Origin of the sequence: Amycolatopsis camponoti (assembly GCF_902497555.1) — a bacterium.
Classification (GTDB): Bacteria; Actinomycetota; Actinomycetes; order Mycobacteriales; family Pseudonocardiaceae; genus Amycolatopsis; species Amycolatopsis camponoti.
The window spans coordinates 1,762,808-1,788,792 of the sequence record NZ_CABVGP010000003.1 but is presented as its reverse complement, the minus strand read 5'-3'; the positions used below and the strand labels follow the sequence as shown (position 1 = coordinate 1,788,792).

Below are 25,985 nucleotides of genomic sequence, written 5' to 3'. Positions count from 1 at the left end.
ATCCGGCGGGGGCCTCTTCATGCTTCAGACGTCACTCAGTCGGGTGATCATCTTCGCGATGATCATCACACCGTTCCGCGGATCGTCTCCCGGACGATCGGGCCCGGCTCCGGCGCGGAGTCAGCGACCGTGAAGCCGCCTTCGAGCGCCGCCAAGGCCGCCGGGACGGCGTCGGGCGTGTCTGTGTGCAGCTCCAGCAGCGGCTCACCCTCCGTGACGCGGGAGCCGGGCTTGGCCAGGCACAGGATGCCCGCCGCGGCCTGGACCGGATCTTCCTTGCGGGCCCGGCCCGCGCCCAGCCGCCATGCCGCGACGCCCACCGCGTAGGCGTCCAGCGAAGCCAGCACGCCCGACGCAGGCGCGGTGACCACGTGGACGTGCGAAGGCGTCGGCAGCGGCGCCGAAGGGTCGCCGCCCTGGGCGGAGATCATCCGGCACCACGTCTCGTACGCCTCGCCGGAAGCCAGCACCGCGGCCGGATCCACGTCGAGACCGGCCAGCGCCAGCATCTCCCGCGCCAAGGCGAGCGTCAGCTCCACGACGTCCGCGGGGCCACCGCCCTGAAGCACGGAAACCGACTCGGCGACCTCCACCGCGTTCCCGACCGCCCGCCCCAGCGGGACGTTCATGTCGGTCAGCAGCGCCGTCGTCGGGACGCCGTGGTCGACGCCGATCGAGGTCAACGTCGACGCCAGCTCACGAGCCTGAGAAAGCGTCTTCATGAACGCGCCCGACCCGAACTTCACGTCCAGGACCAGTCCGGACGCGCCTTCCGCGATCTTCTTGCTCATGATCGAGCTGGCGATCAGCGGGATCGACTCCACTGTGGACGTCACGTCCCGCAGCGCGTAGAGCTTCTTGTCCGCCGGTGCCAGCCCGGACGTCGCCGCGCAGACCACCGCGCCGACGTCCTCCAGCTGCACCTGAATTTCCGAAGTGGACAGTGACGCACGCCAGCCCGGGATGGACTCCAGCTTGTCGAGCGTGCCGCCGGTGTGCCCGAGCCCGCGCCCGGACAGCTGCGGCACGGCCGCGCCGCACGCGGCCACCAACGGTGCCAGCGGCAACGTGATCTTGTCACCGACGCCACCTGTCGAATGCTTGTCGACCGTCGGTCGCGAGACGTCCAACGAGAGGCGCTCACCCGAGGAGATCATGGCGTGGGTCCAGCGGGAGATCTCCGCGGAATCCATGCCCCGCAAGAAGATCGCCATCGCCAGCGCCGACATCTGTTCCTCGGCCACGACACCGTGCGTGTACGCGTCGACGACCCAGTCGATCTGCTCGTCCGAAAGCCGGCCGCCGTCCCGCTTCGTGCGGATGACGTCGACCGCCGCGAAGTCCGTCACGGCAGGTCGTCCGGGCCGAAGGCGTCCGGCAGCACGTCCGACATCGGCAGGATGCCGCTGGGGGTGTCGACCAGACACGAAGACCCGCCCAGCTCGAACAGGATCTGCCGGCAGCGCCCGCACGGCATCAGCAGGTCACCGGCACCGCTGCGGCACGCCACCGCGACGAGGCGACCGCCGCCGGACAGCCGGAGCTGGCCGGCCATCGTGCACTCCGCGCAGAGCCCGAGCCCGTAGGACGCGTTCTCGACGTTGCACCCGGTGACCACGCGCCCGTCGTCGACGATCCCGGCGACGCCCACGTGCAGGCCCGAATAAGGCGCGTACGCGTGGGAAGCCGCTTCGATCGCCTGGGAACGCAGCGCATCCCAGTCCACAGTGGACGTCATCAGTCCTCACCTCGCCGGTACGGCTGCCCGTCGGCCTTCGGCGGCCGCAGCCGCTGCGAAGCCACCGCGAGCACGATCAGCGTCACGAAGTGCGCGGTGTACGGGATCAAGTCGGACGGCAGCGTGTCGTTGGACCAGTAGATCGCGTACAGCACGCCGGCGCCGACGACGCCGAGCCCCGCGGCGATCCACTGGCGGCGGAACAGCTGCACGACGACGATCACGGCGACCAGGATCACCGCGCCGTACAGCAGCGCGAGCACCGCTTCGCCGCCGCCGGCGAGCTGCAGGCCGTCCGCGTAGCCGAACAGCGCCGCGCCGCCGAGGAGGCCGCCCGGGCGCCAGTTGCCGAAGATCATCGCCGCGAGGCCGATGTACCCGCGGCCGTTGGTCTGGTTCTCCAGGTAGTCCGCGCCGCCGCGCAGCAGCACCAGCGAGGCGCCACCCATGCCGGCCAGCGCGCCGGAGATCAGCATCGCGATGTACTTGTGCCGGTAGACGTTGACGCCGAGGGACTCCGCGGCCACCGGGTTCTCGCCGCACGACCGCAGCCGCAGGCCGAACCGGGTCTTCCAGAGCACCCAGAAGCTCAGCGGTACCAGGAGGATCGCGATCATCGTCAGCGGCGCGACCTCGGTGACCAGGCCGCGCAGGATGCCGGCCACGTCGGAGATCCCGACGCGCTGCTCCTTTTCCAGGTCGCCGAGCCAGTCCGAGAGGCCGCTCGCCGAGTAGGTGTCGAACTTCGGCACCACCGGCGACTGCCGCGGGTTGCCGGAGATCGGCGCGAAGATCAGGTTCGCCAGGTACTTCGTGACGCCCAGGCCGAGCAGGTTGATCGCGACGCCGGAGACGATGTGGTTGACGTTGAACGTCACCGTCGCCACCGCGTGCAGCAGGCCGCCGAGCGCGCCGAAGACGATCGCGGCCACCAGGCCGGCCCACACCCCGCCGTTGTACGAACCCCAGGCGGCGCCCCAGGTCCCGAGGATCATCATGCCCTCGAGACCGATGTTGACGACGCCCGCGCGTTCGGCCCAGAGGCCGCCCAGCGCGCAGAGCAGGATCGGCAGCGCGAGGCGCAGAGCCGTCGACGCCGTGTTCGACGACGTCAGGGCGGCGACGCCGGTCGAGTACGAAGCCGTCGAGACGACGGCGATGGCGATCACGGCCCAGATGACCCCGCGGAGCCAGCCGGGGATCCGGGACCGCTTGCGGTGCACGGGCATCGTGCCGGGGCTGCCCGCGTCGGGCCGGGAGACATCGGTGACGGCCATCAGACCGCACCCCCTTCGGCGACCGAGGAACCCTTGCGGCCGTTGGCGGCGAGCGCCCGGCCGACTCTGCGTTGTTCGGCGGCCAGGTCGGCCCGGCGCACGACCTCGTACGCCACGACGACCGACAGCACGATGATGCCCTGCATGATCGTCGCGATCTCCTTGGACACGTTGATCTGCTCCAGCGACACCGCGGAGGTGTCGAGGAACGCCCACAGCAGCGCGCCGAGCGCGATGCCACCGGGGTGGTTGCGGCCGAGCAGCGCGACGGCGATGCCGGTGAAGCCGTACATCTGGGTCGCGGTGATGCCGTAGCTGTAGTCGCGGCCGAGCAGCTCCGGCATCGCGACCAGGCCGGCGACGCCACCCGAGAGCAGCATCGCGATCAGCGTCATCTTCTTGGCGCTGACCCCGCCCGCGGCCGCGGCCGTGGTGGACTCGCCGGAGGCCTTGAGCTCGAAGCCGAACCGCGTGCGGTTGAGCATGAACCAGTAGGCCCCGCCGACGATCGCCGCGATGATCACGAACCCGAACAGCGTGCCGGAGCCGAGCGGGATGCCCGGGATCCGGCCGGACGGCTCGATCACGCGGGTGCCGATGTTGTTGCCCCGCTGCACGCCGAACTGGTCGGCGTTGATGAGGAAGGCGATGATGCCGGCGACGATCGCGTTGAGCATGATCGTCGAGATGACCTCGCTGACCCCGCGGGTCACCTTGAGGATCGCCGGGACCGCCGCGTAGGCCATGCCCGCCACGACCGCGACCACCAGGATCGCGATGACGTGGATGACCGGCGGCAGCTTCATCGCGCCGCCGGCGATGGCGGCGACGACGGCGGCGAAGCGGTACTGGCCCTCGACACCGATGTTGAAGAGGTTCATCTGGAAGCCGATGGCCACCGCGAGCCCGGACAGGTAGTAGACGGTCGCCAGGTTCACCGTGTCGACCGCGGTGGAGCCCTTGAACATCTGGCCGATCATCGTGCCGTAGGCCTGCAGCGGGTCGGCCCCGGAGATGATCAGCGCGATCGCCGACAGCAGCACGGCGAAGACGATCGCCAGCAGCGGCGGTAGCAGTTTAGTGCGCCAGGAAGTCATTCTTCGTCACCCGCTGTGTCGTCTTCGGCGCCGGTCATCGCCGAACCCAGTTCCTGCGGCGTCACGGTGGCGGGGTCGGCCTCGCTCACGAGGCGCCCGCGCAGCATGACCCGGATCGTGTCGGACAGGCCGATCAGCTCGTCGAGGTCGGCGGAGATCAGCAGCACCGCGAGCCCGGCGGAGCGGGCCTGGCGGATGTTTTCCCAGATCAGCGCCTGTGCGCCGACGTCGACACCGCGAGTCGGGTGCGAGGCGATCAGCAGCACCGGGTTGCCGGAGAGCTCCCGCCCGACGATCAGCTTCTGCTGGTTGCCGCCCGAGAGCGCCGCGGCGGGGACGTCGATCCCCGGCGTGCGGACGTCGTACTCGCGCACGATCCGCTCGGTGTCGGCGCGGGCGCCGGCGATGTCGAGCAGCTGACCCTTGGAGACCGGCTCGCGGGTCTGGTAACCGAGGATCCGGTTGACCCACAACGGTTGCGTGAGCAGCAGGCTGTGCCGGGTGCGGTCTTCGGCGATGTAGCCGATGCCGGCCTCGCGCCGGGTGAGCGTGCCCGCCCGGGTGAGGTCACGGGCCTTGCCGTCCGCGTCCACCAGCTCGATCTTCCCGCCGGACGGCTTGCGCATGCCCATGATGGTTTCGACGAGCTCGGTCTGGCCGTTGCCTTCGACGCCCGCGACGCCGAGCACCTCCCCCGCGCGCACGGTGAAGGTGACGTCGTCGAGCGCGTTGCGGTCGGAACCCTCGGCGCCCAGCGTCAGGCCGGTCAGCCGCAGGACCGCGCGGTCGGTGACGGTGGACTCGCGGGTCTCCGGGCTGGGCAGCTCCGAGCCGACCATCATCTCCGCGAGCTGGCGCGAGGTGATGGTCTTCGGGTCGGCCGTGCCGACGGTGGTGCCGCGCCGGATCACCGTGACGGTGTCGGCGATCGCGCGCACCTCGTCGAGCTTGTGCGAGATGAAGAGGAAGGTGTAGCCGTCGGCCTTCATCTCCCGGACGGTCGCGAACAGCGCGTCGACCTCCTGTGGCACGAGCACCGCGGTGGGCTCGTCCAGGATGATGATCTTCGCGCCGCGGTAGAGCACCTTGACGATCTCGACGCGCTGGCGGTCGGCGACGCCCAGCTCTTCGAGCAGCGTGTCCGGCTTGGCGTGCAGGCCGGTGCGCTCGGCGAGCTCGGCCAGCCGGGCGCGGGCGGCGCGGCCGATGCCGTGCAGGGCCTCGGCGCCGAGGAAGACGTTCTCGCCGACCGTGAGGTTGTCGGCCAGCATGAAGTGCTGGTGCACCATGCCGATGCCGGCGCGGATGGCGTCCTGCGGGTTGCGCAGCTTCACCTCGTCGCCGTTGATCGCGATCGTGCCCTCGTCCGGCGGCTGCATGCCGTAGAGGATCTTCATCAAGGTGGACTTGCCGGCGCCGTTCTCGCCACAGATGGCGTGCACCTCGCCCGTGACGACGGTGAGGTTGACGTCGGAGTTGGCCACCACACCCGGGAAGCGTTTGGTGATCCCGGTCAGCTGGACGGCGGGGGCGCCCCGGTCGGGGACGGCCTCGGCCGGGGCCTCGGCAGTGCTCATGGGCGGGAGAATTCCATATCTCTTAAACGCGTGAGGGGCCCGGAGGGATTTTCCCTCCGAGCCCCGACGCGTAGTGAGCTACTTCTGCGGCTTGTCCGAAACGGTGATCGCGCCCGAGATGATCTGGGCCTTGTACCCGTCCAGGACGTCCTTGATGTCGTCGACCTTGCCACCGGAGGTGGCGTAGCCGACGCCGTCGACCTTGAGGTCGAACCGCTTCGGCAGGACGGTCAGGTCGCCCTTGGCGACGGCCTGGATGTAGTCGAACACCGCGACGTCGACGCGCTTGAGCATGGACGTGATGATGACGTCCTTGTCGGCCGCGACGGTCTTCTGGTTGTACTGGTCGGAGTCGACCCCGATGGCCAGCGCGTTGCCCGCCTTGGCGGCGTCGAAGACGCCCTTACCGGAAGCGCCGGCGGCGTGGTAGATGACGTCCGCGCCCTTGGCGATCTCGGCCGCGGCCTTGGCGTTGCCCTTCGGCGGGTCCTGGAACCCGGAGAAGTCACCGGCCGGCGTGAGGTACTCGTCCTCGATCTTGATCTTGGACGAAACCGTCTTCGCGCCCTGCAGGAAGCCGGCCTCGAACTTCTGGATCAGCGGGGTGTTGACACCGCCGACGAAGCCGATGTGGCAGCTCTTGCTCTTGTACGCGGCAGCGACGCCGGCCAGGAACGAGCCCTGCTCCTCGGCGAAGACCAGCGGCGTGACGTTCGGGAGCGTGATCGAGTCGTCGTCGACGATGGCGAACTTGGTGTTCGGGTACTTCGCGGCGACGGCCTTGACGGAGTCGGCGTAGGCGAAGCCGACCGCGACGATCGGGTTCAGGCCCTGCGAAGCCATCTGGTCGAGGCGCTGCTGCTTGGCCGACTCGGCCTCGCTGGCGGACGCGGTGCTCTCGTTGACCGTCGTCACGCCGAGGTCGGACTTGGCCTTGTCGGTGCCCGCGGCGGCGGCGTCGTTGAACGACGCGTCACCCCGGCCGCCGACGTCGAAGGCCAGGCCGATCTTCAGCTGGCTGCCGTCGACCTTGCCGCCGGCGGCCGCGCTGCTCGAAGTGGCGGCGGGCGCGGCGGGCGGCTTCTGCGCGGTCACGCAGTCCGAACCGCCCGACGAAGGCGCGGCACTGTTGTTACTGCTGCCACCGCTCGAGTCCTTGGCGCACCCGGCCAGGGCGAGCACCCCGGCCATGGTCACTGCGGCCAGCGCGGTTCCACGCATGCGACGCAACGTGAGTCTCCCTCCCCGCTGATCCAGCGGATGGTCAAGAGCACGACCCGGCCCACTGCCGGGTCGACCGCCAGACCGTACCCAACGGACAGGAAAGCGCCATAGGAACGGCACGCTACGTAACACAAACGTTTACTCACGAGTCGCGCGCGCGACGACATGTATACCCAAAGTGATCATCAGGCGTACCGCGAGCCACTTTCGCCGGACTCGCGGGGGTCGGGACGGCCAAAATGCCGCCGGACGTCACCGATTGTGCCGGGTGAAGGTGATCCGCCGCCGACACCGTCACTCTGTGAGATGACAGAGCGCGGTGGGGTCGTGAGTGAGAAACAGTGTTAGAACACTGTTTCTCACTCACGACCGGGTCAGGCACACGTGAGCCGAGCGGCCGCCCAATCGCTGCGGTCGTAGGAGTTGCCGTCGCCGCCGTCGGTGACCACCAGCCGCAGGTAGCGGGCGCCGTGGAGGTCCGCCGTCAGCGGGACCGCCGGGTCCTGCCACGTCCGGACGCCGGTCGCGGCGACCCGGGAGCCGTCCGCGTAGACCTCGAACGTCGCCGAGCCCTGCTTGTTCGTCGCCTCGCGTTCGTCGTCCACGCCGACGTCGGCGGTGAACGTCGTGCAGTGGCCGCCCAGGTAGAAGACGACTTCGCTGGGGGCGTGCGCGCCGAGGCCCTTCGGGTAGACGACGCCGTTGATCGTCAGGGGCTTGCCGTCTCCGGCCGGGATGCTGCCGTTGGACATGTCCCGCTCGACCGGGCCGTAGCCGTTCTTCTCCGCCGCCCAGCGCAGGTCGCTCGCCCACGCCGGCCCGCTGGGTGGCGCCGTGGGCACCGTCAGCCGCTGGTCACCGGCCCAGCTCACCTGGCCGAACCCGAGCGCGCGGTACGTGACGCCGCCGCCCAGCACCGCCGTCGTGCCTTCGGTTCCGGCCGGCGGGGTGACCCGCCAGCGTCCCGCGGCGGTGTCGCCGGTACCCAGCACGAACGCCCGTGGCCGGGCCACCTGCTCGACGCGCCAGCCGGCGGGCGCGGACAGCGTCACGCGCGGGTCGAACACCGGGACGCGGGCCTCGTCGGTCGCGGACACGGTGACCTCGAACGGCCGGCCTGCCGGAGTGATCTCCCCCGGCACGCCGGGCACCGGCGCGGCCAGCTCGACCCCGGTGCGCACGAGCGGCTCGTTCCGCAGCCAGGAGCCACCCGCGTGGACCCGGTAGACGACCGTCGCGTGCGGCGGGACGACCGCGGAGATCCGGCCCGCGGTCTGGAAGTCGCGGCGGGCCCAGAGGTCGCGGGCGGCGTAGCCGGCGGCCTGGGGCAGCCCGGCGGCCGCGGCGGTGGTGCCGATCGTGGCGTTGGCGGAAGTCTCGTTGAAGAGCGCGACCGCGACGTCGCCGTTCGCGAGGGGCTTGGCGAAGACCCAGTGACCGTCCTGCTTGGACAGCAGGCGCGCCTGGACGCCGCGGCGGTCCTGGTCGAGGGCGATGACCTCGGCGTTGCGCAGCACGTCGAAGTTCTCCGGGGACACCTTGCGCAGGTCGGCGCCGATGAGCAGCGGAGCGGCCATCATGGCCCACAGCGAGAAGTGGGACCGGTACTCCTCGGTCGTCATGCCGCCGTTGCCGACCTCGAGCATGTCGGGATCGTTCCAGTGGCCCGGACCGGCGTAGGGCGCGAGCGGCGCGTTCGCCGCGAGGATCTGGACCATCTTGGCCCAGTTGTCCTTGATGTCGCCGGTGGTGCGCCACAGGTGCCCGACGCCCGCACCCCACTCCCACGGCTTGTTCTCGCCCCACTCGCAGAGCGAGTACACGATCGGGCGACCGGTCTTCGCCAGCGCGTCGCGCATCTTCGGGTACCGCTCGAGCGCGGGCCGTCCGTCGTTGTTGCAGTTGTCGTACTTGAGGTAGTCGACACCCCAGTCCGCGAACGTCTGCGCGTCGACGTCCTCGTGGTCGAGCGCGCCGGGCTGGGTCTTCGCGCAGGTCACCGTGCCCGCGCTGGTGTAGATGCCGAACTTGAGGCCCTTCGAGTGGACGTAGTCGGCCAGCGCTTTCATCCCGCTCGGGAAGCGCGCCTTGTTCGCTTGCATCCGGCCGTCGGCGTCGCGAACCGGCTCGGCCCAGCAGTCGTCGACGTTGACGTACTGGTAGCCGGCCGCCTTCAGGCCCTGGGCGACGAAGATGTCGGCGGTGTCGCGGATGATCCGCTCGTCGACGGCGCAGCCGGTGGTGTTCCAGTTGTTGAAGCCCATCGGCGGCGTCAGCGCCAGTCCGTCGGGCAGCGCCCGCGCGGGCGTGACCACCGCCACGGGAAGCAGAACCGCGACGGCGATCACCAAGCCGAGTCGTCGCACCAGAACGTCACCCCATCGTGAGAGATCCGATGTATCTGGCAGCGACAGTAGAAATGACCCGCCGGTTGGTCAACAACAAACCGGATGCACCAGCCTTTTGGTCTAGTGCATCAGATATCAGACTCCACAGACGTCAGATCTACAGTGACCAGAAGGCCGTCTGCCTCTGCACGACCGAGTGCGCTGCGCCACACCGCCGGGTGGCGGCACGGGAGTACCGGTGTCTGGTCCATCACAGAGGGGAACCCGGAGGTGAGCCGCGTCCCGGGTGCGGGTCTAGCATCCGATTCATCCAGGCTCGATGACGTTGATCTCGGCACTGCCGCCGTCCCACGGCGACTGCGGACCTCACGACCACCGGGCACATAGTCAGACGTTGGAGGCCGTTCACCGATGTCCACCACGGCGAGCACTGCCACCTCGGCAGAGGCGAGCGATCGGGCGGGTGCCTCACGCCGGCAGGGGACCTTCTACCGGGGCGACCCCGGCATGTGGTCCTGGGTGCTGCACCGCATCACCGGCGTGCTCACATTCTTCTTCCTCTTCGTGCACGTGCTCGACACCGCGCTGGTGCGCGTGTCGCCGAACACCTACGACCAGGTCATCGAGACGTACAAGACCCCGATCGTCAACCTCCTCGAGGTCGGCCTGGTCGGCGCGGTCCTGTTCCACGCGCTCAACGGCATCCGCGTCATGCTGGTCGACTTCTGGTCGAAGGGCCCGAAGCTGCAGAAGGCCATGCTCTGGGTGATCGGCGTGGTCTGGGTCGTCGTGATGGTCCCCGGTGCGTTCTTCATGCTGAAGCGCACCGTCGAAACGCTCTTCGGGGGTAACTGACATGGCCGACCTCGCCCTCGCGAACCCCCGCGCGCCGAAGCGTCCCGCCGCCCGCCGGAGCAACTTCGAGCTCTACAGCTGGCTGTTCATGCGGATCTCCGGCCTCGCGCTGATCATCCTGGTGCTGGGCCACCTGCTGATCATGAACATCCTCGACGGCGGTGTGCACCGCATCAACTGGGGCTTCGTCGCCGGTCGCTGGGCCTCGCCGTTCTGGCAGTTCTGGGACCTGGCCATGCTCTGGCTGGCCGAGATCCACGGCGGCAACGGGCTGCGCACCATCATCGACGACTACGCGCGCAAGGACAGCACGCGGTTCTGGCTGAAGATCCTGCTCTACGTGTCCATGGCGCTGATCCTGGCCGTCGGCACGATGGTGATCTTCACCTTCGACCCGAACATGCCCGCGAACTGACTCCGGAGACTTCCTGCCATGCAGTTCCACAAGTACGACGTGGTGATCGTCGGCGCCGGCGGCGCCGGGATGCGCGCGGCCATCGAGTCCGGCCAGCGGGCCCGCACCGCGGTCCTCACCAAGCTCTACCCGACCCGGTCCCACACCGGCGCGGCCCAGGGCGGCATGTGCGCCGCGCTGGCGAACGTCGAAGAGGACAACTGGGAGTGGCACACCTTCGACACGATCAAGGGCGGCGACTACCTGGTCGACCAGGACGCCGCCGAGATCATGGCGAAGGAGGCCATCGACGCGGTCCTCGACCTCGAGAAGATGGGCCTGCCGTTCAACCGCACGCCCGAGGGCAAGATCGACCAGCGCCGCTTCGGCGGGCACACGCGTGACCACGGCAAGGCCGCGGTCCGCCGCGCCTGCTACGCCGCGGACCGCACCGGCCACATGATCCTCCAGACGCTTTACCAAAACTGCGTCAAGTACGGCACGGAGTTCTTCAACGAGTTCTACGTGCTCGACCTCGTCACCACCCCGGACGAGAACGGCAACCCGGTCGCCTCCGGCGTCGTCGCCTACGAGCTGGCCACCGGCGAGCTGCACGTCTTCCAGGCGAAGTCGATCGTGATGGCCACCGGCGGGGCGGGCAAGATCTTCAAGACGACGTCGAACGCGCACACCCTCACCGGTGACGGTCTCGGCATCATCTTCCGCAAGGGCCTGCCGCTGGAGGACATGGAGTTCTTCCAGTTCCACCCGACCGGCCTCGCGGGCCTGGGCATTCTCATTTCCGAAGCCGTCCGCGGCGAGGGCGGGATCCTGCGCAACGCGTCCGGCGAGCGGTTCATGGAGCGCTACGCCCCCACCATCAAGGACCTCGCCCCGCGCGACATCGTGGCGCGCTCGATGGTGCAGGAAGTGCTGCAGGGCCGGGGTTGCGGGCCGAACAAGGACTACGTCGTCCTGGACGTCACGCACATCCCCGAGGAGACGCTGAACGCGAAGCTCCCGGACATCATGGAGTTCTCCCGGACCTACCTGGGCGTCGACCCGGTCAAGGAACCGGTGCCGGTGTTCCCGACCTGTCACTACGTGATGGGCGGCATCCCGACCAACATCCACGGCGAGGCGCTGCGGGACAACGAGAACGTCATCCCGGGTCTCTACGCGGCGGGCGAGGTCGCGTGCGTGTCCGTGCACGGCTCGAACCGCCTGGGCACGAACTCGCTGCTGGACATCAACGTGTTCGGCCGCCGCGCCGGCATCGCGGCCGCGGAGTACGCGCTGGCGCACGAGCACGTCGAGCTGCCGGCGGAACCCACCAAGCTGGTGGAAGAGCAGCTGGCGGGCCTGCTGTCGGAGCACGGCGACGAGCGCGTCGCCGACATCCGCAAGGAAATGCAGCAGACGATGGACTCGCACGCGTCGGTGTACCGGACCGAGGACACGCTGAAGCAGGCGCTGACCGACGTCCAGGCGCTGAAGGCGCGTTACCAGCGGATCACCGTGGCGGACAAGGGCAAGCGGTACAACACCGACCTGCTCGAGGCCGTCGAGCTGGGCTTCCTGCTGGAGCTGGCCGAGGTGCTGGTCGTGGGCGCGATCGCCCGCAAGGAGTCCCGCGGCGGCCACGCGCGCGAGGACTACCCGACCCGCGACGACACGAACTTCATGCGCCACACCATGGCCTACAAGCAGGGCGCCGAGCTGGCCTCGGACATCCGCCTGGACTACAAGCCCGTGACCTTCACCCGCTATGAGCCGATGGAGCGGAAGTACTGATGACTGCTATTGCTGAAGCTCCTTCGGCTTCTGCTTCCGATGAGCACACGCCGATCACGGTCACGCTGAAGATCCTCCGGTTCAACCCGGAGGTGGATCAGGAGCCGCACTGGGAGTCCTACGAGGTCCCGGCGCAGCGCACCGACCGCCTGCTCAATCTGCTGTTCTACGTCAAGGACTACATCGACGGCACGTTCTCGTTCCGCCGCTCGTGCGCCCACGGCGTGTGTGGTTCGGACGCGATGCAGATCAACGGCATCAACCGCCTGGCGTGCAAGGTCCTGATGAAGGACCTGCTGTCCCCGAACGGCAAGCCGACGACGATCACGATCGCCCCGATCAAGGGCCTGACGACGTTGAAGGACCTGTACGTCGACATGGACCCGTTCTTCGAGGCGTACCGGGCGATCAAGCCGTACCTGATCAACTACAGCCCCGAGCCCACCCGCGAGCGTCTCCAGTCCCAGGCGGACCGCGACCGGTTCGACGACACGACGAAGTGCATCCTGTGCGCGTGCTGCACGTCCTCGTGCCCGGTGTACTGGAACGACGGCTCGTACTTCGGCCCGGCGGCGATCGTGAACGCCCACCGGTTCATCTTCGACTCCCGTGACGAGGGAGCGGAGGAGCGCCTGGACATCCTCAACGACGGCGAGGGTGTCTGGCGCTGCCGCACGACGTTCAACTGCACGGACGCCTGCCCCCGAGGAATCCAGGTGACGAAGGCGATCCAGGAAGTGAAGCGCGCACTGTTGTTCAAGCGCGTCTGACGTTCTGACGAAGAAGGGCCCCCGCTCACCTGAGCGGGGGCCCTTTTTCTCGCAACCGACGGCCGGCAGCGAAGGCCGACCACGAGGTCACCAGACCTCCTGCTTTGCCGCGGCAGGGTTAAGTCACGGCAGGATTAAGCCACGGCAGAAGTCAGCCGTGAAAAAGCAAAAGCATGTCCTCGCCGGACCGGCAGGCTCCGGGATGACCACCCGTTTCGCTGCTGTCTCTCGTTTGAGAGGTGGGCCGCTGGGTGGTCATCCCGTCGCCTGATTGAGGCCTATCACTTTGAGCCGGGCCCGCAAGCTTGCGTTGTCGTCTCGCGGTGGTCTCTGTGTTGCGGGCCCGGCTCAAAGTGATTTGACGGCCTCAGGCGACGGGATGACCACCCTGCTCCTTTGCTGGGGTCAGCGCACCGCGTCCAGGGCGTTGACCAGGCCGTGGCCGTAGTACGAGTTGTTCTTCGCCGGCCCTGTGCACTCCGTCTCCGCCGATGCGCACTTCACCGGGTCCGCCTCGCCGGTGAGAACGCGAGCCAGCAGCTGCGGCGGAAGCCCGCGGAAACGAGACGCGATCAGCGCCGCAACCCCCGCCGCGTGCGGCGAGGCCATCGACGTCCCGCACTTCGAGCCATACAACCCGCCGAACACCGTCGTCGACAGCGGGCACGACGGCCCTTCACCAGCCGGCGGCAACTGCGAGAAGTCCCCACCCGGGGCCGTCACGTCGATCGCTCCGTAGTTGCTGAACGACGACTTCGTGCCCGCGTACCCCACCGACGACACCTTCACCACGCCGTCGATCGCCTTCGGGAGGATTCCGCACGACGAGTCCACCGGGTGCGGGCGGTTCGGGTCCGTCGTCTGCGCCGTCGTGTCGAAGCCCGAGTTGCCCGCCGCCGACACGTTCAGGACCCCGTGGCGCGTCGAGAACTCGATCGCGCGGCGCACTGCTTCATACGCCGCCGCGTCGCCCGGCTCCTTCGAGCAGAAGAACATGCCCGGGTCGATGTAGTAGCTGTTGTTCGTCACCGGGAAGCCGTGCTTCGCCGCCCACACGAAGCCGCAGACCGCCGACTCCGGGAAGATGTAGCCGTCGTCGTTGACCACCTTCACCGAGGCCAGGCGCACGCCCGGTGCGATGCCCGTGAAGCCCGCCGCCGGGTCCTTGCCCGCGATCGTGCCCGCCACGTGCGTGCCGTGGTCGGACGTCGTCGGCGCCCACGATGCCGGCGTCAGGTCCGGCGCGCCCGTGATGCAGCCCGCCGACTCGGACGGGGAAACCGCCGCCTTGAGCGCCGGGTGCGTCGCGTCGATGCCCGAGTCCAGGACGCCGACCGTCACCGAGCGGCTGCCCTGGTACTTCTTGTTCGCCTCGGGCGCGTGGATCGCCTTCATGTCCCACTGCTGCGCCGACAGGTCACCCGCGGCCGCGGTGGTCCGCGTGTCCTCCAGCGTCCGCACCGCACCCAGCGAGCGGGCGGAAGCCGCGGCCCCCTGGGAAGCCACGTCCTTCCCGCCCGAATACGCCCGGTAGACGCCGATCTTCTGCTGGAAGTCCGCGTTGCGCGAGCTGGCGATCGCGACGCCGATCTCGCCGTAGTACGCCACCTTCGTGCCGCACTTGGCCGCCAGCTCCTTGTCGACCGCCGAAGCGCGCGTGCCCGGCTGGTAGGTCACGACGTACGTGTACGGCGTGCTCGTCGTGTCGCAGGCGACCGGCGCGGCCTCCGCGGCCGGGGCCGCCGCGAACAGGCCGCCCCCGACGGCCAGCACGAGCGGGGCCGCCATTCGGCGTAAACGGGACATTCCACCTCCAGAGTCAGTGGCGTCAACCTAAACCGGCCCCGGGGACCGCGCCACCGACCAAAGTCAGGAGGCGACCCGGGACGCGCGGAACGCGCGCCAGCCCAGCACGCCGATGATCGTCCCGAGCACGAACGACACGACCGTCAGCACCGCGTGCACCACGAAGTACGCGGTCGGCGAGCCGTCGGGGGTCCACGACTGGTCGCTGGCCCACAGGTTCTTGGCGAAGGTGATCCAGATGATCCACGACCACACGCCGAAGGCCAGCAGGAACAGCGAGGTGCCTCGGGAAATCCGCATGCCCCTGAGTATGCGACGCACGCCTCGGCGCTAGATTGCGTGGGTGCACTCCGCTGTCTTCCGGTCGCTCAAGGTCTTCACGACGACGCTCGCCGCCGCCCTCCTGGCCCTGAGCACCCCGGTCCTCGCGGCCGCGGCGCCGCAGCAGGGCCAGTGCGCGAACCGCCAGGCCCCGCCGGCCCCCGTCGACACGTCGGAGCGGCCCGCCCCCGGCCAGCAGGTCCCGGCCGCGCTGGCCGTGCCCGCCGTCCCGGTCGGCGGCCCGCGGATGGCCGAGTGCGGCCTGGTCACCCCGGACGGCGCGCTCAACCCGCCGGACGGCAACACCGCGGCGTCGTGGGTGGTGCAGGACCTCGACACCGGCGCGGTCGTCGCGGCGAAGGACCCGCACGCCCGGGAGCGGCCGGCGTCGCTGATCAAGACGCTGCTCGCCCTCGTCGTGGTCACCCAGCTGAACCCGCAGCAGGTGCTCGTCGCGACGAAGGAGGACGCCGAGCAGGAGTGCACCTGCGTCGGCCTCGTCGCCGGCGGCCAGTACACCGTCGACCAGCTGCTCCACGGCCTGCTGATGCACTCGGGCAACGACGTCGCGCACGCCTTCGCCACGGCGCTCGGCGGGGTCGACGCGGCGGTGACCAAGATGAACGCGCTGGCGGCCCGCATCGGCGCGCACGACACGCGCGCCGCGACGCCGTCGGGGCTCGACGGGCCGGGCATGTCGACCTCGGCCTACGACCTGAGCCTGATCTTCCACTACGCGATGAAGCAGCCGGAGTTCGCGAAGGTCGTCTCGACGAAGAACTTCGAGATCCCGGCGACCGGCGGCAAGCCGGCCATCCCGATCTACAACGACAACAAGCTGCTCGGTGTCTACCCCGGCTTCCTCGGCGGCAAGACCGGCTTCACCGACGACGCCCGCCACACCTACGTCGGCGCGGCGCAGCAGAAGGGCAAGCGGCTCGCGGTCGTCATGCTGCGCGCCGAGCAGAAGCCGACGAAGGTCGTCGACCAGGCGGCGAAGCTGCTCGACTACGGCTTCGCGCTGGAGGCCGACCGCGCGGTGCCGGTCGGCCGGATCGACTACCAGTCCCCGGTCGCCACGCCCGACGGCAGCAACCCGTCTTCGGTCGCCGACGGCGGCACCGGCAACAGCGGGACGTCCTCGGCCGCGTCGGCCGCCAAGGAGGACCCGTTCGGCGTCACCGGCTGGATCATCACGCTGGTGGTGTTCCTGATCATCGTCGGCGGGTTCGTGGTCGGGCGCCGGCGCACGAAGGCCGCGAACTAGCGGAACCCGGGGCCGGGTTCCGGGGTCACCTTGTCGGTGGTGACCGCGCCGCCGCAGTGTCCACACGCGACATACGTCTCCGAGATCTCGCCGCAGTCCTTGTGCCGCAACAGGATCGGCGGGCCTTCCGGACCGGCCAGGTGCTTGTCGCCCCACTGCATCAGCGTGACGACGGCGCCGAAGAGGTCCCGCCCGGCCTGCGTGAGGTGGTACTCGGGACGATCCGGCACGTCTTCGACGCGCGTCAGCACACCCGCCTCGACGAGCGTCTTGAGCCGGGCGGACAGCGTCGGGCGCGGGATCGACAGGTTGCGCGCGAACTCGCCGTAGCGCCGCACGCCGAAGAACGCCTCGCGCAGGATGAGCAGGCTCCACCGCTCGCCGACCAGGTCGAGCGCCCGCCCGACCGAGTCCGCCGTGAAGCGGTGCGTCAGGTCGGTCACAGCGCCAGCACCAGCTTGCCGGTGTTCTCGCCGCGGAACAGCTTGAGCAGCGTCTCCGGGAACTTCGCGATCCCGCCTTCGACGACGTCTTCACGCGACTTCAGCTTGCCCTCGCCCAGCCAGCCGGCCAGCGCGGCGATCGCCTCCGGGTAACGCTCGGCATAGTCGGAGAAGACGAACCCGGTCATCGACGCGCGCCGCACCAGCAGCTGCATGTAGTTGGCCGGGCCGCGCGGGCCTTCGGTGCTGTTGTACTGGGAAACCGCGCCGCTGAGCACGATCCGGGCGCCGCGCGCGAGCCGGGCCAGCGCCGCTTCGAGGACGTCGCCACCGACGTTGTCGAAGAAGACGTCGATGCCGTCGGGCGCGTGCTCCTTGAGGTCGGCGCGGACGTTCCCGGCGCGGTGGTCGACGGCGGCGTCGAAGCCGTACTCCTCGACCAGCATCCGGCACTTTCCGGGCCCGCCCGCGATGCCGACGACACGGCAGCCGTGGATCTTGGCGAGCTGGCCCACCACGATCCCGACGGACCCGGCCGCGGCCGAGACGGCGACGGTCTGGCCCGGCTCGGGCCGGCCGACGTCGAACAGCCCGAAGTAGGCGGTGATCCCGCTGATCCCGAGCGCGCCGAGGAACGTCGGCGCCGGCGCGAGCGACGTGTCGACGATCGTGACGCCCTTGCCGTCCGAGACGGCGAAGTCCTGGACGCCGAAGGTCCCGAACACGCTCTGCCCGGCGCGGAAGCCCGGGTGGCGTGACTCGACGACCTCGGCGATCCCGGCCGCGCGCATGACTTCGCCGATGCCGACCGGCGGAACGTAGGACCGGCCGGCGTTCATCCACGTGCGCATCGCGGGGTCGAGCGACAGGTACCGGACCTTGACCAGGAACTCGCCGTCGCCGGGCGCCGGAACGGCTTCCTCGGTGTACTGCCAGTCGGTGTCCTTCGGCAGCCCGGCGGCCGGGCGGGCGGCGAGGCGGTACTGGGCGTTGACGGGCACGGGACTCCTCAGAGCTGTTCGGTGCGGGCGGGGACGCCCAGCAGCAGCTTGCCGGACAGCTCGAAGCTGGCCGGGTTGACCTGGAAGTGGGCGGTCGCCGTGTGCGCGTCGCGGAAGCGGCGCTGCAACGGCGAAGTTTCGTAGATCGCCGCGCCGCCGCCCAGGTCGTACATGCTTTCGGCGACCTTCGCGGCAGTGCGCGTGACGTGGGTGGCGGCCAGGCGCAGGCCCAGCTTGAGCGCGTCCGGCACCGGGTCCGTGCCCTGCGCGGCCTGCCAGGCGTCGTCGATGCTGGTGTAGAAGAGCAGCCGCGCCGCACGCAGGGCGGCTTCGGCCTCCGCGACGGCGGCCTGGGTCTGCGACCGCTCGGCCAGCGACCGGCTGGAGCCGAGCGGTTTGCGCGTCGAGGCGAGGGCGACGAGGTCGTCGATCGCGCCGCGCGCGTTGCCCAGCGCGGCCGCCGCGACCGACAGCGCGAAGAAGCCGAAGAGCGGGAAGCGGTGCAGCGCAACGGCTTCCGCGGGTGGCCCGCCCATCACCGAGAAGACGCGGTGCTCGGGGACGAACAGCTCGTCGACCACGCAGTCGTGGCTGCCGGTGCCGCGCAGGCCGTTCGTGTGCCAGGTGTCCAGCACTTCGATCTCGGCCTTGGGCAACGCGGCGACGTACAGCTCCTTTTCGTGCACGAACCCGGCGAACAACCAGTCGCAGTGCGGGATGCCGCTGCAGAACGGCCAGCGCCCGGAGACGGTGTAGCCACCGTCGGTCTTGCGGCCGGTGCCGCGCGGGGCCCAGACACCGGCGGCGACCGTCTTCGGGTCCCCGAAGACCTCTTCGGCGCACTTCGGCGGGGCGTAGGCGGAAAGCAGGCTGCTCGTCACGGCGATCGAGACGCACCAGCCGGCCGAAGCGTCGCCGCGCGCGACCGTCTCCGCGGTTTCGAGGCTGAGCGCGGGCGGCGCTTCCGGGCCGCCCAGGTAGCCGGGGACGCCGCTGCGCAGGAGCTGGGCGTCGGTCAGCTTCGCGACGAGCTCCGCGGGCAACGCGCGGCGCTGCTCGGTGACCGGCGCGAGCGTCTGGGCGAGGGCGGCACACTCGCGGGCGGCGTCCAGCATGAAACCTCCGGTTCAGATTTCTTACCGGTTCAGTTTCTTTACCGCGGGTGTCACTGTCAAGGCTTGCGGCGGCCACCCAGCCACGCGAGCAGGGCCCCGGCGCTGAACGCTCCCGCGACGGCGCCGAGCCCCGGCCCGCGCTGCACCGTGACGGCCTGTTCGAGCCGCACGGGCGGCGGTGGCTGGACGACCTCGCGCTGGTTCTCCTTCGCTGTCGCCGTCCACGCCGTGACGAGCAGGAGGAAGCGCGAGACGAAGTTGGCGAACACGAGCAGGCCGATGACCGGCCCGAACAGCGCGAACGCCGGCGACTTCGTGACGCTGGCCAGGTAGAACGTGGCGGCCTGCTGCAGGATGACGAACCCGATGGAAGCGAACACCGCGCCCTTGACGGCGCTGCGCAGGGCGACGCGTTCGCGTGGCAGGCGCGCGATGACCCAGAGGAAGACGAGGGTGTTGGCGGCCAGGCCGAGCACGATGGTGGCGATGCGGAGCAGGACCTTCGCCCAGGTCTCGTCGGCCAGCCCGACGAGCCCGAGCAGGAAGTTCCCGACCCCGCCGCCGACCGCGGTCAGCGCGAACGAGACGACGAGCGCCACCCCGAGGCCGACGAGCGCGACGAGGTCCTTGAGCGTCTGCTTGACGACCGGCTGCGGCTGCTTCTCCTGGCCCCACTGCGCGGTGAGCGCGTCCCGCAGGTTCGCCATCCAGCCGACGCCGGAGTAGAGAGCGATGAGGAGGCCGAAGATCCCGATGCCGCTGCCGGCGTTGATCGCGGCGTCCACGATGCCCTGGACGAGGCTGCGCAGGCCCGAGGGCACGGAGTCGTTGATGCTGTTCTTGATCTGATCGATGACGTGCGGGTCATGGTTGACGACCAGCCCGACCACGGCGAACGCGACCATCAGGATCGGGATGACGGACAGGACGCTGAAGTAGGTGATGGCGGCGGCGTAGTGGTTGCCGTACCGCTCGGTGAAGGCCTCGTTGGCCCGGATCAGGTGATCGAGCCACGGGTACTTCCGCCGCAGCCGCGGCAGGAGCTTTTCCTTCTCTTCGTTCGCCACTGTGAAACGCTAACCACGCCAGGTGACTCCCGCAACGCGAGCGGTCTCCGTGAGGGATGCGAGCGTTTCCGGGAGGGGCCTTCGCGGCCAGAGCTGACACCGTCCGGCTCGGCGATCGCGGCGCGGCCTCTGGTTGTCCACAGTCCTCGGCAGTTGTGGACAAGCCGCTGGTCCGGCACCGCGCAAGTCCGAATCGTCGGTGGGCGCCGATAGACTGGACGTGGGGACGCCCCCCAGGGAAGGCGGTTTCTAGCGGTCGTTGCAACACTGCTGCTGGTGGGTGGTGTTGAGTAACTGTGTCATGCGTTCGGCTGGGCTGTCCCAGTCGAGGGTCATCCGGGGCCGGTCGTTGAGCTCGGCGGCGACGGTGTCGAGGTGTTCAGCGGTGTGCACCGAGAGGTCGGTTCCTTTGGGGAAGTACTGGCGGAGCAGGCCGTTGGTGTTTTCGTTGGATCCGCGTTGCCAGGGGGCGTGCGGGTCGCAGAAGTAGACCGGCATGTTCGTGGCCGCGGTGAACTGGCCGTGCAGGTGCATTTCGCTGCCCTGATCCCAAGTCAGCGACCGGCGCAGCTGCTCGGGCAGTGTCTGGATCTTGGTGATGAGGGCGTCGCGGACCAGGGTCGGGGTGTAGCCCTCGGGCAGGTGCAGCAGCATCACATACCGGGTGTGGCGTTCGACCAGGGTTGCGATCGCTGTCCGGTTGTGAGCGCCCATGATCAGGTCGCCTTCCCAGTGTCCAGGCACCGCCCGGTCCGCCACCTCGGGTGGCCGGTCGCTGATCATCACCATCGGGGTGGCCATCCGCGGCCGCCGCTGATCCGAACGCACGTGCGGCCGCCGCTGTATGCGGCCGGTGCGCAGCCACCCGGCGACCTCACGCCGCAACCCGCCCTTGGCCTGCACATACAAGGCTTGGTAGATGGTTTCGCAGGTCACATGCCACTCCGGCCGGTCAGGGTGATCGCGGCGGAGTCGGCGGGTGATCTGCTGCGGGCTCCACCGCACGTCCAGCCCATCCTGAACGATCGCCCGCAGCACCGGATCCGCGACCAGCTTGCCCACCTTCGGGCGGGGCCGCCGGGCCGTGGCCATCCCGTGCGCGGCGTGCGGGTGGTAGGTCCCGTCGGGCTGCTGGTTGCGGGCCAGCTCCCGGCTGATGGTCGAGACCGGCCGGCCCAGCTCAGCCGCGATCATCCGCAGCGAGGTCCCCGCCTGGCGGACCCGGTCGGCGATCAAGTTCCGCTCGTCCAGGCTCAAGAACCGCGAGGCCACCTCGACCAGCGCCACCGGCGCCGCTGCGGCGTGGGCTGCCTCGGCCCGCCAGCGTTTCGCGGTCCGGTAGTTGATCCCGACCTGCCGGGCCGCTTCTCTGGTGCCTGCTCCTGCTTCCACCAGGCCAAAGTAGGCCACCCGCTCCGCAGTCAACGCCCGGCCAGGCCGACCACGACCGCGGGAAAGGCAGCCTGGGGCACGATCTCGATCCCGTCTAGGCACGAGGCAACTCCTAAACACTCAGGTGTTGCAACCACCCCTAGAAACCACCGAAGGGCGGGGGCCGCTTTAGGGTCGGCGGCGGCCCCAAGTCCACAAGAACCTGGGTCCCGCAACCTCGTGACCCGCGGTCAGGTGCGTGGGCGCCGCCCGTTCTTCGCTTACGTGAGGGAGGCGAGCAGCGCCGGATAGGCGTCCTCTTCGCGCAGGACCACGGCCCGCGGGCGCGTCGCCGCGTACCGGGCCACTCGGTCGTACGCCGCCACCAGGTCTTCGTCCGTCAGTGGCTCCGCCGTCTCGATCTCCGGCGAACCGCGCCCGGCGAAGCGCCGCCGGGTCTCCGCGAGGCCGGGCAGAAGCACGATCTCGTGGAAGCTCGCGCCGGTCTCCGCGGCCAATGCTTCGAGCCGCTCGGCGAAGCCCGGCCGGGCCAGCAGTTGCGGCACCACGACGTCGTAACCCGCGGTCAGGTGCGTGCGCGCCGCCGCCAGTGCGATCTCCCGCGCCAGCAGGCCCGCCTCGCCCGGCGACGACCGCCACCCGCCGACCATCGCGCGGACGCGATCCACGTCCAGGGCGAGCGCCGGCGGGTGGGCGTCGGCGTAGTGCCGGGCGAGCGTCGACTTGCCGCTGCCCGGCGGGCCGTTCACCAGGATCAGCTTCACGCGTCAGCGGACGGGCGGCAGGAAACCGATCCGCTGGTACGTCTTGGCCAGCGTCTTCGACGCCACGTCGCGGGCGCGCTCCGCACCCGCCGCGAGGACCTTGTCCAGCTCCGCGACATCGTCCAAATAGGACTTGGCGCGCTCCTGGATCGGGGTCACCCACTCGACGAACACCTCGCCGAGGTCCTTCTTCAGGTCGCCGTAGCCCTTGCCCTCGTACGCCGCTTCGAGGTCGGCGATCGACCGGTCGGTCAGGGCCGAGTAGATCGTGAGCAGGTTCGACACGCCCGCCTTGTTCTCGGTGTCGAACTTGACCTCGCGGCCCGTGTCGGTGACCGCCGAGCGGATCTTCTTGGCCGAGCGCTTGGGGTCCTCGAGCAGCTCCACGATCCCGTTGGCGCTGGAGGCCGACTTGCTCATCTTGGCCGTCGGGTCCTGGAGGTCGTAGATCTTCGCCGTGTCCTTGATGATGTACGGCTCGGGCACGACGAACGTCTTGCCCAGCCGGTTGTTGAAGCGCTGCGCGAGGTCGCGCGTCAGCTCCAGGTGCTGGCGCTGGTCCTCGCCGACCGGGACCGCGTCGGCCTGGTAGAGCAGGATGTCCGCGGCCTGCAGGATCGGGTACGTGAACAGGCCGACGCTGGAGCGGTCGGAGCCCTGCTTCGCGGACTTGTCCTTGAACTGCGTCATCCGGCCGGCCTCGCCGAACCCGGTCTGGCACTCCATGACCCAGCTCAGCTGGGCGTGCTCCGGGACGTGGCTCTGCACGAACAGGGCACTGCGCCGCGGGTCGATGCCGATCGCGAGCAGCTGGGCGGCCGAGACGCGGGTGCGCTGCCGCAGCACCTTCGGGTCCTGCTCGACGGTGATGGCGTGCAGGTCGACGACGCAGTAGAACGGCTCGTGGGTGTCCTGCAGCCGCACCCACTGGCGCAGCGCGCCGAGGTAGTTGCCGAGGTGGAACGAGTCGGCGGTGGGCTGGATCCCGGACAGGACCCGCGGACGGCGTTCGGCGGCGACGGTCTGCTCTTCGGACACGTGAGGATTCTTCCAGGCCGGACCGCGCGGCGGGTGCCGAGGGGGCCCAAGCTGGGGATTCTTCCAACCTGCGACGCGCGCGAGGTATCGGCGGCAAGACGCGTGATCGGAGGGCCGACACGCGTGATCAGGCGGTCGACACGCGTGATTGGAGGGTCAACTCGCGTGATTGGGGAGTCGACACGCGTACCCGGGGGTCGACTCGCGTGCCCAAACGGACGACACACGTACTTGAACGGACGACACGCGTACCTGGGCGGACGACACGGTGTGGCCCGCGGCCGGTCGGGGCAGGTGCGCGCCGGGTTGGCCAAGCGGGCGCCGGGTCCGGGGCAGGCGCGCCGGTTTGGCCAGGCGGGCGGCTGGTTGGGGCAGGCGCGGCGAGTTGGTCAGGCGGGCGCCGGGTGGAGCAAGCGCGCCGGGCTGGCCAGGCGCGGCGAGTTGGTCAGGCGGGCGCCGGGTGGAGCAAGCGCGCCGGGCTGGCCAGGCGCGGCGAGTTGGTCAGGCGGGCGCCGGGTGGAGCAAGCGCGCCGGGCTGGCGAGGCGCGGTGCGTGGGTCAGGCGTGCGGGCGCTGGGTGAGGAACGGGCGGGTCGGCGTGGCGTCGGGCTCGCCGAGGACTGCTTCGGCCATCGCCGTGACCGGGCCGGGCGCTTCGGGGACGGCCGGGGCGGCCTCGGCGATGCGGGTCTTGCGGCGCTGGCGCAGCACACCCAGCGTCATGCCGACGATGCCGAGCGCCACCGCGACCAGCCCGACCGGGCCGAGCACGCCGAAGCTCTCCGCGTTGGTCTCCGCCTGCGCCGTCACGACGTCGGCGAACGCGTTCCCGCCGCCGGCCACGAGCAGCGCGACCGGGACGAGCGCGACCACGGCAACCGCGCGGAATCCGCGCAGGGTGGACCGCATCAGGCTTTGACCTGGGTTGCGCACCGGAGTGCCTCCCGCGAGTGACGAGCGCAGTGAACCTAACAAGAAGCTCACCCATACGAGTGAGGCGCTGCATGCTGCTGGTCAAAAAACTACCGAGTGTGTCAAGACCCGGAGGCACTGACCGGCTTGGCGGCCGAGACTAGCGCCCAACCGAGAACACGAGCCGGGCACCCCCAGGGTTCACGCCGCCACCCGAGTGGGTGTTGCGCAAGACGGAACGCTCCTACACAAAGTAGAGAATGACCGATCCATGTCCGATCGCCCGTCACCCGTTCATCGCAATTCGGGCTCACCCTCTGCCGTTCGCCGCAGTCACACTGCTCCGATCGCGCACTCTTATTCGGAAAACTTTTAACACTATTGAGATTGGTCTATACCTCTTGGAGTAACCCATTCGGCTCGGTCGGACCGCGCACGACCGGCGTGATCAAGAGGAGTCCCGAATGTCGTTCACCCGGTTCCTGAAGCGCACCGGAGTGGCGGTGAGCGCGCTCGCCGCGGCGGCGACCGCCGTCGTACTCCCGGCCACCACCGCGTCCGCGGCAGCGGACGCCTCCTTTGTGGTCAGCGAGGCCCAGTTCGACCAGATCTTCCCGGGCCGCAACAGCTTCTATACCTACAGCGGCCTCACCGACGCGCTGTCGGCCTACCCCGGCTTCGCCAACACCGGCGACGACACGGTGAAGAAGCAGGAAGCCGCGGCGTTCCTCGCCAACGTCAACCACGAAACCGGCGGCCTCGTCTACGTCGTCGAGCAGAACACCGCGAACTACCCGCACTACTGCGACACCAGCCAGTCCTACGGCTGCCCGGCTGGCCAGGCCGCGTACTACGGCCGCGGCCCGATCCAGCTCAGCTGGAACTTCAACTACAAGGCCGCGGGCGACGCCCTGGGCATCGACCTGCTGAACAACCCTTACCAGGTCGAGCAGGACGCGGCCGTCGCGTGGAAGACCGGCCTCTGGTACTGGAACACCCAGACCGGCCCGGGCACGATGACGCCGCACGACGCGATGGTCAACCAGCGCGGCTTCGGTGAGACCATCCGCAGCATCAACGGCTCCATCGAGTGCAACGGCGGCAACCCCGCCCAGGTGCAGAGCCGGATCGACAAGTACACCCAGATCACCGGGATCCTCGGGGTCCCGACGGGCGGCAACCTGTCCTGCTGATCCGGGCGCGGCGAGAAGGGCCTTCCCGGCAGTGCGCCGGGGAGGCCCTTTTTGCGGTCAGGTCTGGGGATCGAGGTGACCGAGGAGCTTGCGCAGGACGTCGTCGAGCAGGTTCAGGTCCTTTCCGGACAGTCCGGAAAGGAGCTCGGAGACGTTCGCGGTGTGCTCGGTCATCGCGGCGTCGACGGCGTCGAAACCCTGGTCCGTCAAACGGATCCGGAAGCTGCGGCGGTCGTTCGGGTCCAGCGCGCGCTCGACGAACCCCGCCTTCTCCAGCCGATCGAGGCGGCTCGTCATGCCGGCGCGGGACATCATCAGCGTCGCGGACAGCTCGGACGGGATCAGCGTGTAGGGCGGCCCGGACCGGCGCAACGCGGCCAGGACGTCGAACTCCCCGCGTTGCAGGCCGAACTTGCCGAACACCCGCTCCTGGGCCGGGCCCAGCACGAGCGCGAGCCTGCCCATCCGGCCGGCCACGCCGATGGCGGTCAGGTCGAGGTCGGGGCGTTCGCGGTGCCAGGCCGACACGACGGCGTCGACGGCGTCTTCGTCACTCACGCGGCCCACTCTATTCGACGCCAGCACTATTCGCC

At 69.6% G+C, this 25,985-nt stretch carries 24 protein-coding genes; 6 read left to right on the top strand and 18 right to left on the bottom strand.

The window, feature by feature from the left end:
- Nucleotides 1-65 precede the first annotated feature (65 nt).
- From AA23TX_RS45210 to AA23TX_RS45180, 7 genes are all read right to left on the bottom strand, one after another.
- Nucleotides 66-1,349 carry a thymidine phosphorylase gene (locus AA23TX_RS45210; protein WP_155549014.1) on the bottom strand — a complete coding sequence of 428 codons (1,284 nt, stop codon included), beginning with the start codon at nucleotides 1,347-1,349 and terminating at the stop codon, nucleotides 66-68.
- Complete coding sequence (locus tag AA23TX_RS45205; protein ID WP_091304561.1) at nucleotides 1,346-1,738, bottom strand: cytidine deaminase; 393 nt, start codon at nucleotides 1,736-1,738, stop codon at nucleotides 1,346-1,348. Before AA23TX_RS45205 ends, AA23TX_RS45210 begins: the two co-directional genes overlap by 4 nt.
- On the bottom strand, nucleotides 1,738-2,967 hold the full coding sequence (locus AA23TX_RS45200) for an ABC transporter permease (RefSeq protein WP_439328816.1): 1,230 nt from the start codon (nucleotides 2,965-2,967) through the stop codon (nucleotides 1,738-1,740). Before AA23TX_RS45200 ends, AA23TX_RS45205 begins: the two co-directional genes overlap by 1 nt.
- 47 nt (nucleotides 2,968-3,014) lie before the next feature.
- Nucleotides 3,015-4,112 carry an ABC transporter permease gene (locus tag AA23TX_RS45195; RefSeq protein WP_155549012.1) on the bottom strand — a complete coding sequence of 366 codons (1,098 nt, stop codon included), beginning with the start codon at nucleotides 4,110-4,112 and terminating at the stop codon, nucleotides 3,015-3,017.
- Entirely contained in the window at nucleotides 4,109-5,689 is a 1,581-nt protein-coding gene (locus AA23TX_RS45190) for an ABC transporter ATP-binding protein (protein ID WP_155549011.1), read from the bottom strand. Before AA23TX_RS45190 ends, AA23TX_RS45195 begins: the two co-directional genes overlap by 4 nt.
- 78 nt (nucleotides 5,690-5,767) lie before the next feature.
- Nucleotides 5,768-6,910 carry a BMP family lipoprotein gene (locus AA23TX_RS45185; RefSeq protein ID WP_155549010.1) on the bottom strand — a complete coding sequence of 381 codons (1,143 nt, stop codon included), beginning with the start codon at nucleotides 6,908-6,910 and terminating at the stop codon, nucleotides 5,768-5,770.
- A 377-nt stretch (nucleotides 6,911-7,287) separates the two neighbouring features.
- A complete protein-coding gene (locus AA23TX_RS45180) occupies nucleotides 7,288-9,279 on the bottom strand; it encodes an NPCBM/NEW2 domain-containing protein (protein ID WP_155549009.1) in 1,992 nt (663 codons plus the stop codon).
- Nucleotides 9,280-9,672: 393 nt separating this feature from the next.
- Between AA23TX_RS45180 and sdhC the strand changes: the two genes are divergently transcribed.
- The 4 genes from sdhC to AA23TX_RS45160 are packed head-to-tail and all read left to right on the top strand — an operon-like array spanning nucleotide 9,673 to nucleotide 13,074.
- Complete coding sequence (gene sdhC, locus AA23TX_RS45175) at nucleotides 9,673-10,116, top strand: succinate dehydrogenase, cytochrome b556 subunit (protein ID WP_155549008.1); 444 nt, start codon at nucleotides 9,673-9,675, stop codon at nucleotides 10,114-10,116.
- 1 nt (nucleotide 10,117) lies between these two features.
- The gene (locus AA23TX_RS45170) at nucleotides 10,118-10,531 is read left to right on the top strand and encodes a succinate dehydrogenase hydrophobic membrane anchor subunit (protein WP_155549007.1); all 414 of its coding nucleotides are present in this window, start codon (nucleotides 10,118-10,120) and stop codon (nucleotides 10,529-10,531) included.
- A gap of 18 nt (nucleotides 10,532-10,549) precedes the next feature.
- Entirely contained in the window at nucleotides 10,550-12,304 is a 1,755-nt protein-coding gene (gene sdhA, locus AA23TX_RS45165) for a succinate dehydrogenase flavoprotein subunit (protein WP_155549006.1), read from the top strand.
- Nucleotides 12,304-13,074: a succinate dehydrogenase iron-sulfur subunit gene (locus AA23TX_RS45160; RefSeq protein WP_155549005.1), complete on the top strand. Its 771-nt coding sequence runs from the start codon at nucleotides 12,304-12,306 to the stop codon at nucleotides 13,072-13,074. Before sdhA ends, AA23TX_RS45160 begins: the two co-directional genes overlap by 1 nt.
- 405 nt (nucleotides 13,075-13,479) lie before the next feature.
- On the opposite strand, the gene AA23TX_RS45155 is transcribed toward AA23TX_RS45160, so the two are convergent.
- Nucleotides 13,480-14,880 (bottom strand): S8 family peptidase, encoded by a 1,401-nt coding sequence (locus AA23TX_RS45155; RefSeq protein WP_196425887.1) that lies wholly within the window; start codon nucleotides 14,878-14,880, stop codon nucleotides 13,480-13,482.
- A gap of 63 nt (nucleotides 14,881-14,943) precedes the next feature.
- Nucleotides 14,944-15,180 (bottom strand): SCO4848 family membrane protein, encoded by a 237-nt coding sequence (locus AA23TX_RS45150; protein ID WP_155549003.1) that lies wholly within the window; start codon nucleotides 15,178-15,180, stop codon nucleotides 14,944-14,946.
- Nucleotides 15,181-15,223: 43 nt separating this feature from the next.
- On the opposite strand from AA23TX_RS45150, the gene AA23TX_RS45145 reads away from it, so the two are divergent.
- Complete coding sequence (locus AA23TX_RS45145) at nucleotides 15,224-16,468, top strand: D-alanyl-D-alanine carboxypeptidase family protein (protein ID WP_155549002.1); 1,245 nt, start codon at nucleotides 15,224-15,226, stop codon at nucleotides 16,466-16,468.
- Here AA23TX_RS45145 and AA23TX_RS45140 read toward each other — a convergent pair.
- The 8 genes from AA23TX_RS45140 to AA23TX_RS45105 all read right to left on the bottom strand — a co-directional run bounded on the left by AA23TX_RS45140 (nucleotide 16,465) and on the right by AA23TX_RS45105 (nucleotide 24,196).
- Nucleotides 16,465-16,911 (bottom strand): winged helix-turn-helix transcriptional regulator, encoded by a 447-nt coding sequence (locus AA23TX_RS45140; RefSeq protein WP_155549001.1) that lies wholly within the window; start codon nucleotides 16,909-16,911, stop codon nucleotides 16,465-16,467. The two genes, AA23TX_RS45145 and AA23TX_RS45140, sit on opposite strands and share 4 nt — an antisense overlap.
- The gene (locus AA23TX_RS45135) at nucleotides 16,908-17,912 is read right to left on the bottom strand and encodes an NADP-dependent oxidoreductase (protein WP_155549000.1); all 1,005 of its coding nucleotides are present in this window, start codon (nucleotides 17,910-17,912) and stop codon (nucleotides 16,908-16,910) included. The genes AA23TX_RS45140 and AA23TX_RS45135 overlap by 4 nt, the downstream gene beginning before the upstream one ends.
- Before the next feature lie 8 nt (nucleotides 17,913-17,920).
- A complete protein-coding gene (locus AA23TX_RS45130; RefSeq protein WP_155548999.1) occupies nucleotides 17,921-19,027 on the bottom strand; it encodes an acyl-CoA dehydrogenase family protein in 1,107 nt (368 codons plus the stop codon).
- 56 nt (nucleotides 19,028-19,083) lie between these two features.
- A complete protein-coding gene (yhjD, locus tag AA23TX_RS45125; RefSeq protein ID WP_155548998.1) occupies nucleotides 19,084-20,094 on the bottom strand; it encodes an inner membrane protein YhjD in 1,011 nt (336 codons plus the stop codon).
- 249 nt (nucleotides 20,095-20,343) lie between these two features.
- Nucleotides 20,344-21,519 carry an IS30 family transposase gene (locus tag AA23TX_RS45120; RefSeq protein ID WP_439328806.1) on the bottom strand — a complete coding sequence of 392 codons (1,176 nt, stop codon included), beginning with the start codon at nucleotides 21,517-21,519 and terminating at the stop codon, nucleotides 20,344-20,346.
- 227 nt (nucleotides 21,520-21,746) lie between these two features.
- Nucleotides 21,747-22,250 carry an AAA family ATPase gene (locus AA23TX_RS45115; RefSeq protein WP_155548997.1) on the bottom strand — a complete coding sequence of 168 codons (504 nt, stop codon included), beginning with the start codon at nucleotides 22,248-22,250 and terminating at the stop codon, nucleotides 21,747-21,749.
- A gap of 3 nt (nucleotides 22,251-22,253) precedes the next feature.
- Complete coding sequence (trpS, locus tag AA23TX_RS45110) at nucleotides 22,254-23,288, bottom strand: tryptophan--tRNA ligase (protein ID WP_155548996.1); 1,035 nt, start codon at nucleotides 23,286-23,288, stop codon at nucleotides 22,254-22,256.
- 557 nt (nucleotides 23,289-23,845) lie between these two features.
- Entirely contained in the window at nucleotides 23,846-24,196 is a 351-nt protein-coding gene (locus tag AA23TX_RS45105) for a hypothetical protein (RefSeq protein WP_196425886.1), read from the bottom strand.
- Nucleotides 24,197-24,663: 467 nt separating this feature from the next.
- Between AA23TX_RS45105 and AA23TX_RS45100 the strand changes: the two genes are divergently transcribed.
- Nucleotides 24,664-25,392 carry a chitinase gene (locus AA23TX_RS45100; protein ID WP_155548994.1) on the top strand — a complete coding sequence of 243 codons (729 nt, stop codon included), beginning with the start codon at nucleotides 24,664-24,666 and terminating at the stop codon, nucleotides 25,390-25,392.
- A gap of 57 nt (nucleotides 25,393-25,449) precedes the next feature.
- On the opposite strand, the gene AA23TX_RS45095 is transcribed toward AA23TX_RS45100, so the two are convergent.
- Nucleotides 25,450-25,950 carry a MarR family winged helix-turn-helix transcriptional regulator gene (locus AA23TX_RS45095; protein WP_155548993.1) on the bottom strand — a complete coding sequence of 167 codons (501 nt, stop codon included), beginning with the start codon at nucleotides 25,948-25,950 and terminating at the stop codon, nucleotides 25,450-25,452.
- Nucleotides 25,951-25,985 lie beyond the last annotated feature (35 nt).

What these genes read in the sequence shown, in the direction of transcription:
- AA23TX_RS45205 (WP_091304561.1), bottom strand. Translation starts at nt 1,738, where the DNA reads ATGACGTCCACTGTGGACTGGGATGCGCTGCGTTCCCAGGCGATCGAA.
- AA23TX_RS45200 (WP_439328816.1), bottom strand. Translation starts at nt 2,967, where the DNA reads ATGCCCGTGCACCGCAAGCGGTCCCGGATCCCCGGCTGGCTCCGCGGG.
- AA23TX_RS45195 (WP_155549012.1), bottom strand. Translation starts at nt 4,112, where the DNA reads ATGACTTCCTGGCGCACTAAACTGCTACCGCCGCTGCTGGCGATCGTC.
- AA23TX_RS45190 (WP_155549011.1), bottom strand. Translation starts at nt 5,689, where the DNA reads ATGAGCACTGCCGAGGCCCCGGCCGAGGCCGTCCCCGACCGGGGCGCC.
- AA23TX_RS45185 (WP_155549010.1), bottom strand. Translation starts at nt 6,910, where the DNA reads ATGCGTGGAACCGCGCTGGCCGCAGTGACCATGGCCGGGGTGCTCGCC.
- sdhC (WP_155549008.1), top strand. Translation starts at nt 9,673, where the DNA reads ATGTCCACCACGGCGAGCACTGCCACCTCGGCAGAGGCGAGCGATCGG.
- AA23TX_RS45170 (WP_155549007.1), top strand. Translation starts at nt 10,118, where the DNA reads ATGGCCGACCTCGCCCTCGCGAACCCCCGCGCGCCGAAGCGTCCCGCC.
- sdhA (WP_155549006.1), top strand. Translation starts at nt 10,550, where the DNA reads ATGCAGTTCCACAAGTACGACGTGGTGATCGTCGGCGCCGGCGGCGCC.
- AA23TX_RS45160 (WP_155549005.1), top strand. Translation starts at nt 12,304, where the DNA reads ATGACTGCTATTGCTGAAGCTCCTTCGGCTTCTGCTTCCGATGAGCAC.
- AA23TX_RS45155 (WP_196425887.1), bottom strand. Translation starts at nt 14,880, where the DNA reads ATGTCCCGTTTACGCCGAATGGCGGCCCCGCTCGTGCTGGCCGTCGGG.
- AA23TX_RS45150 (WP_155549003.1), bottom strand. Translation starts at nt 15,180, where the DNA reads ATGCGGATTTCCCGAGGCACCTCGCTGTTCCTGCTGGCCTTCGGCGTG.
- AA23TX_RS45130 (WP_155548999.1), bottom strand. Translation starts at nt 19,027, where the DNA reads ATGCTGGACGCCGCCCGCGAGTGTGCCGCCCTCGCCCAGACGCTCGCG.
- AA23TX_RS45105 (WP_196425886.1), bottom strand. Translation starts at nt 24,196, where the DNA reads ATGCGGTCCACCCTGCGCGGATTCCGCGCGGTTGCCGTGGTCGCGCTC.
- AA23TX_RS45100 (WP_155548994.1), top strand. Translation starts at nt 24,664, where the DNA reads ATGTCGTTCACCCGGTTCCTGAAGCGCACCGGAGTGGCGGTGAGCGCG.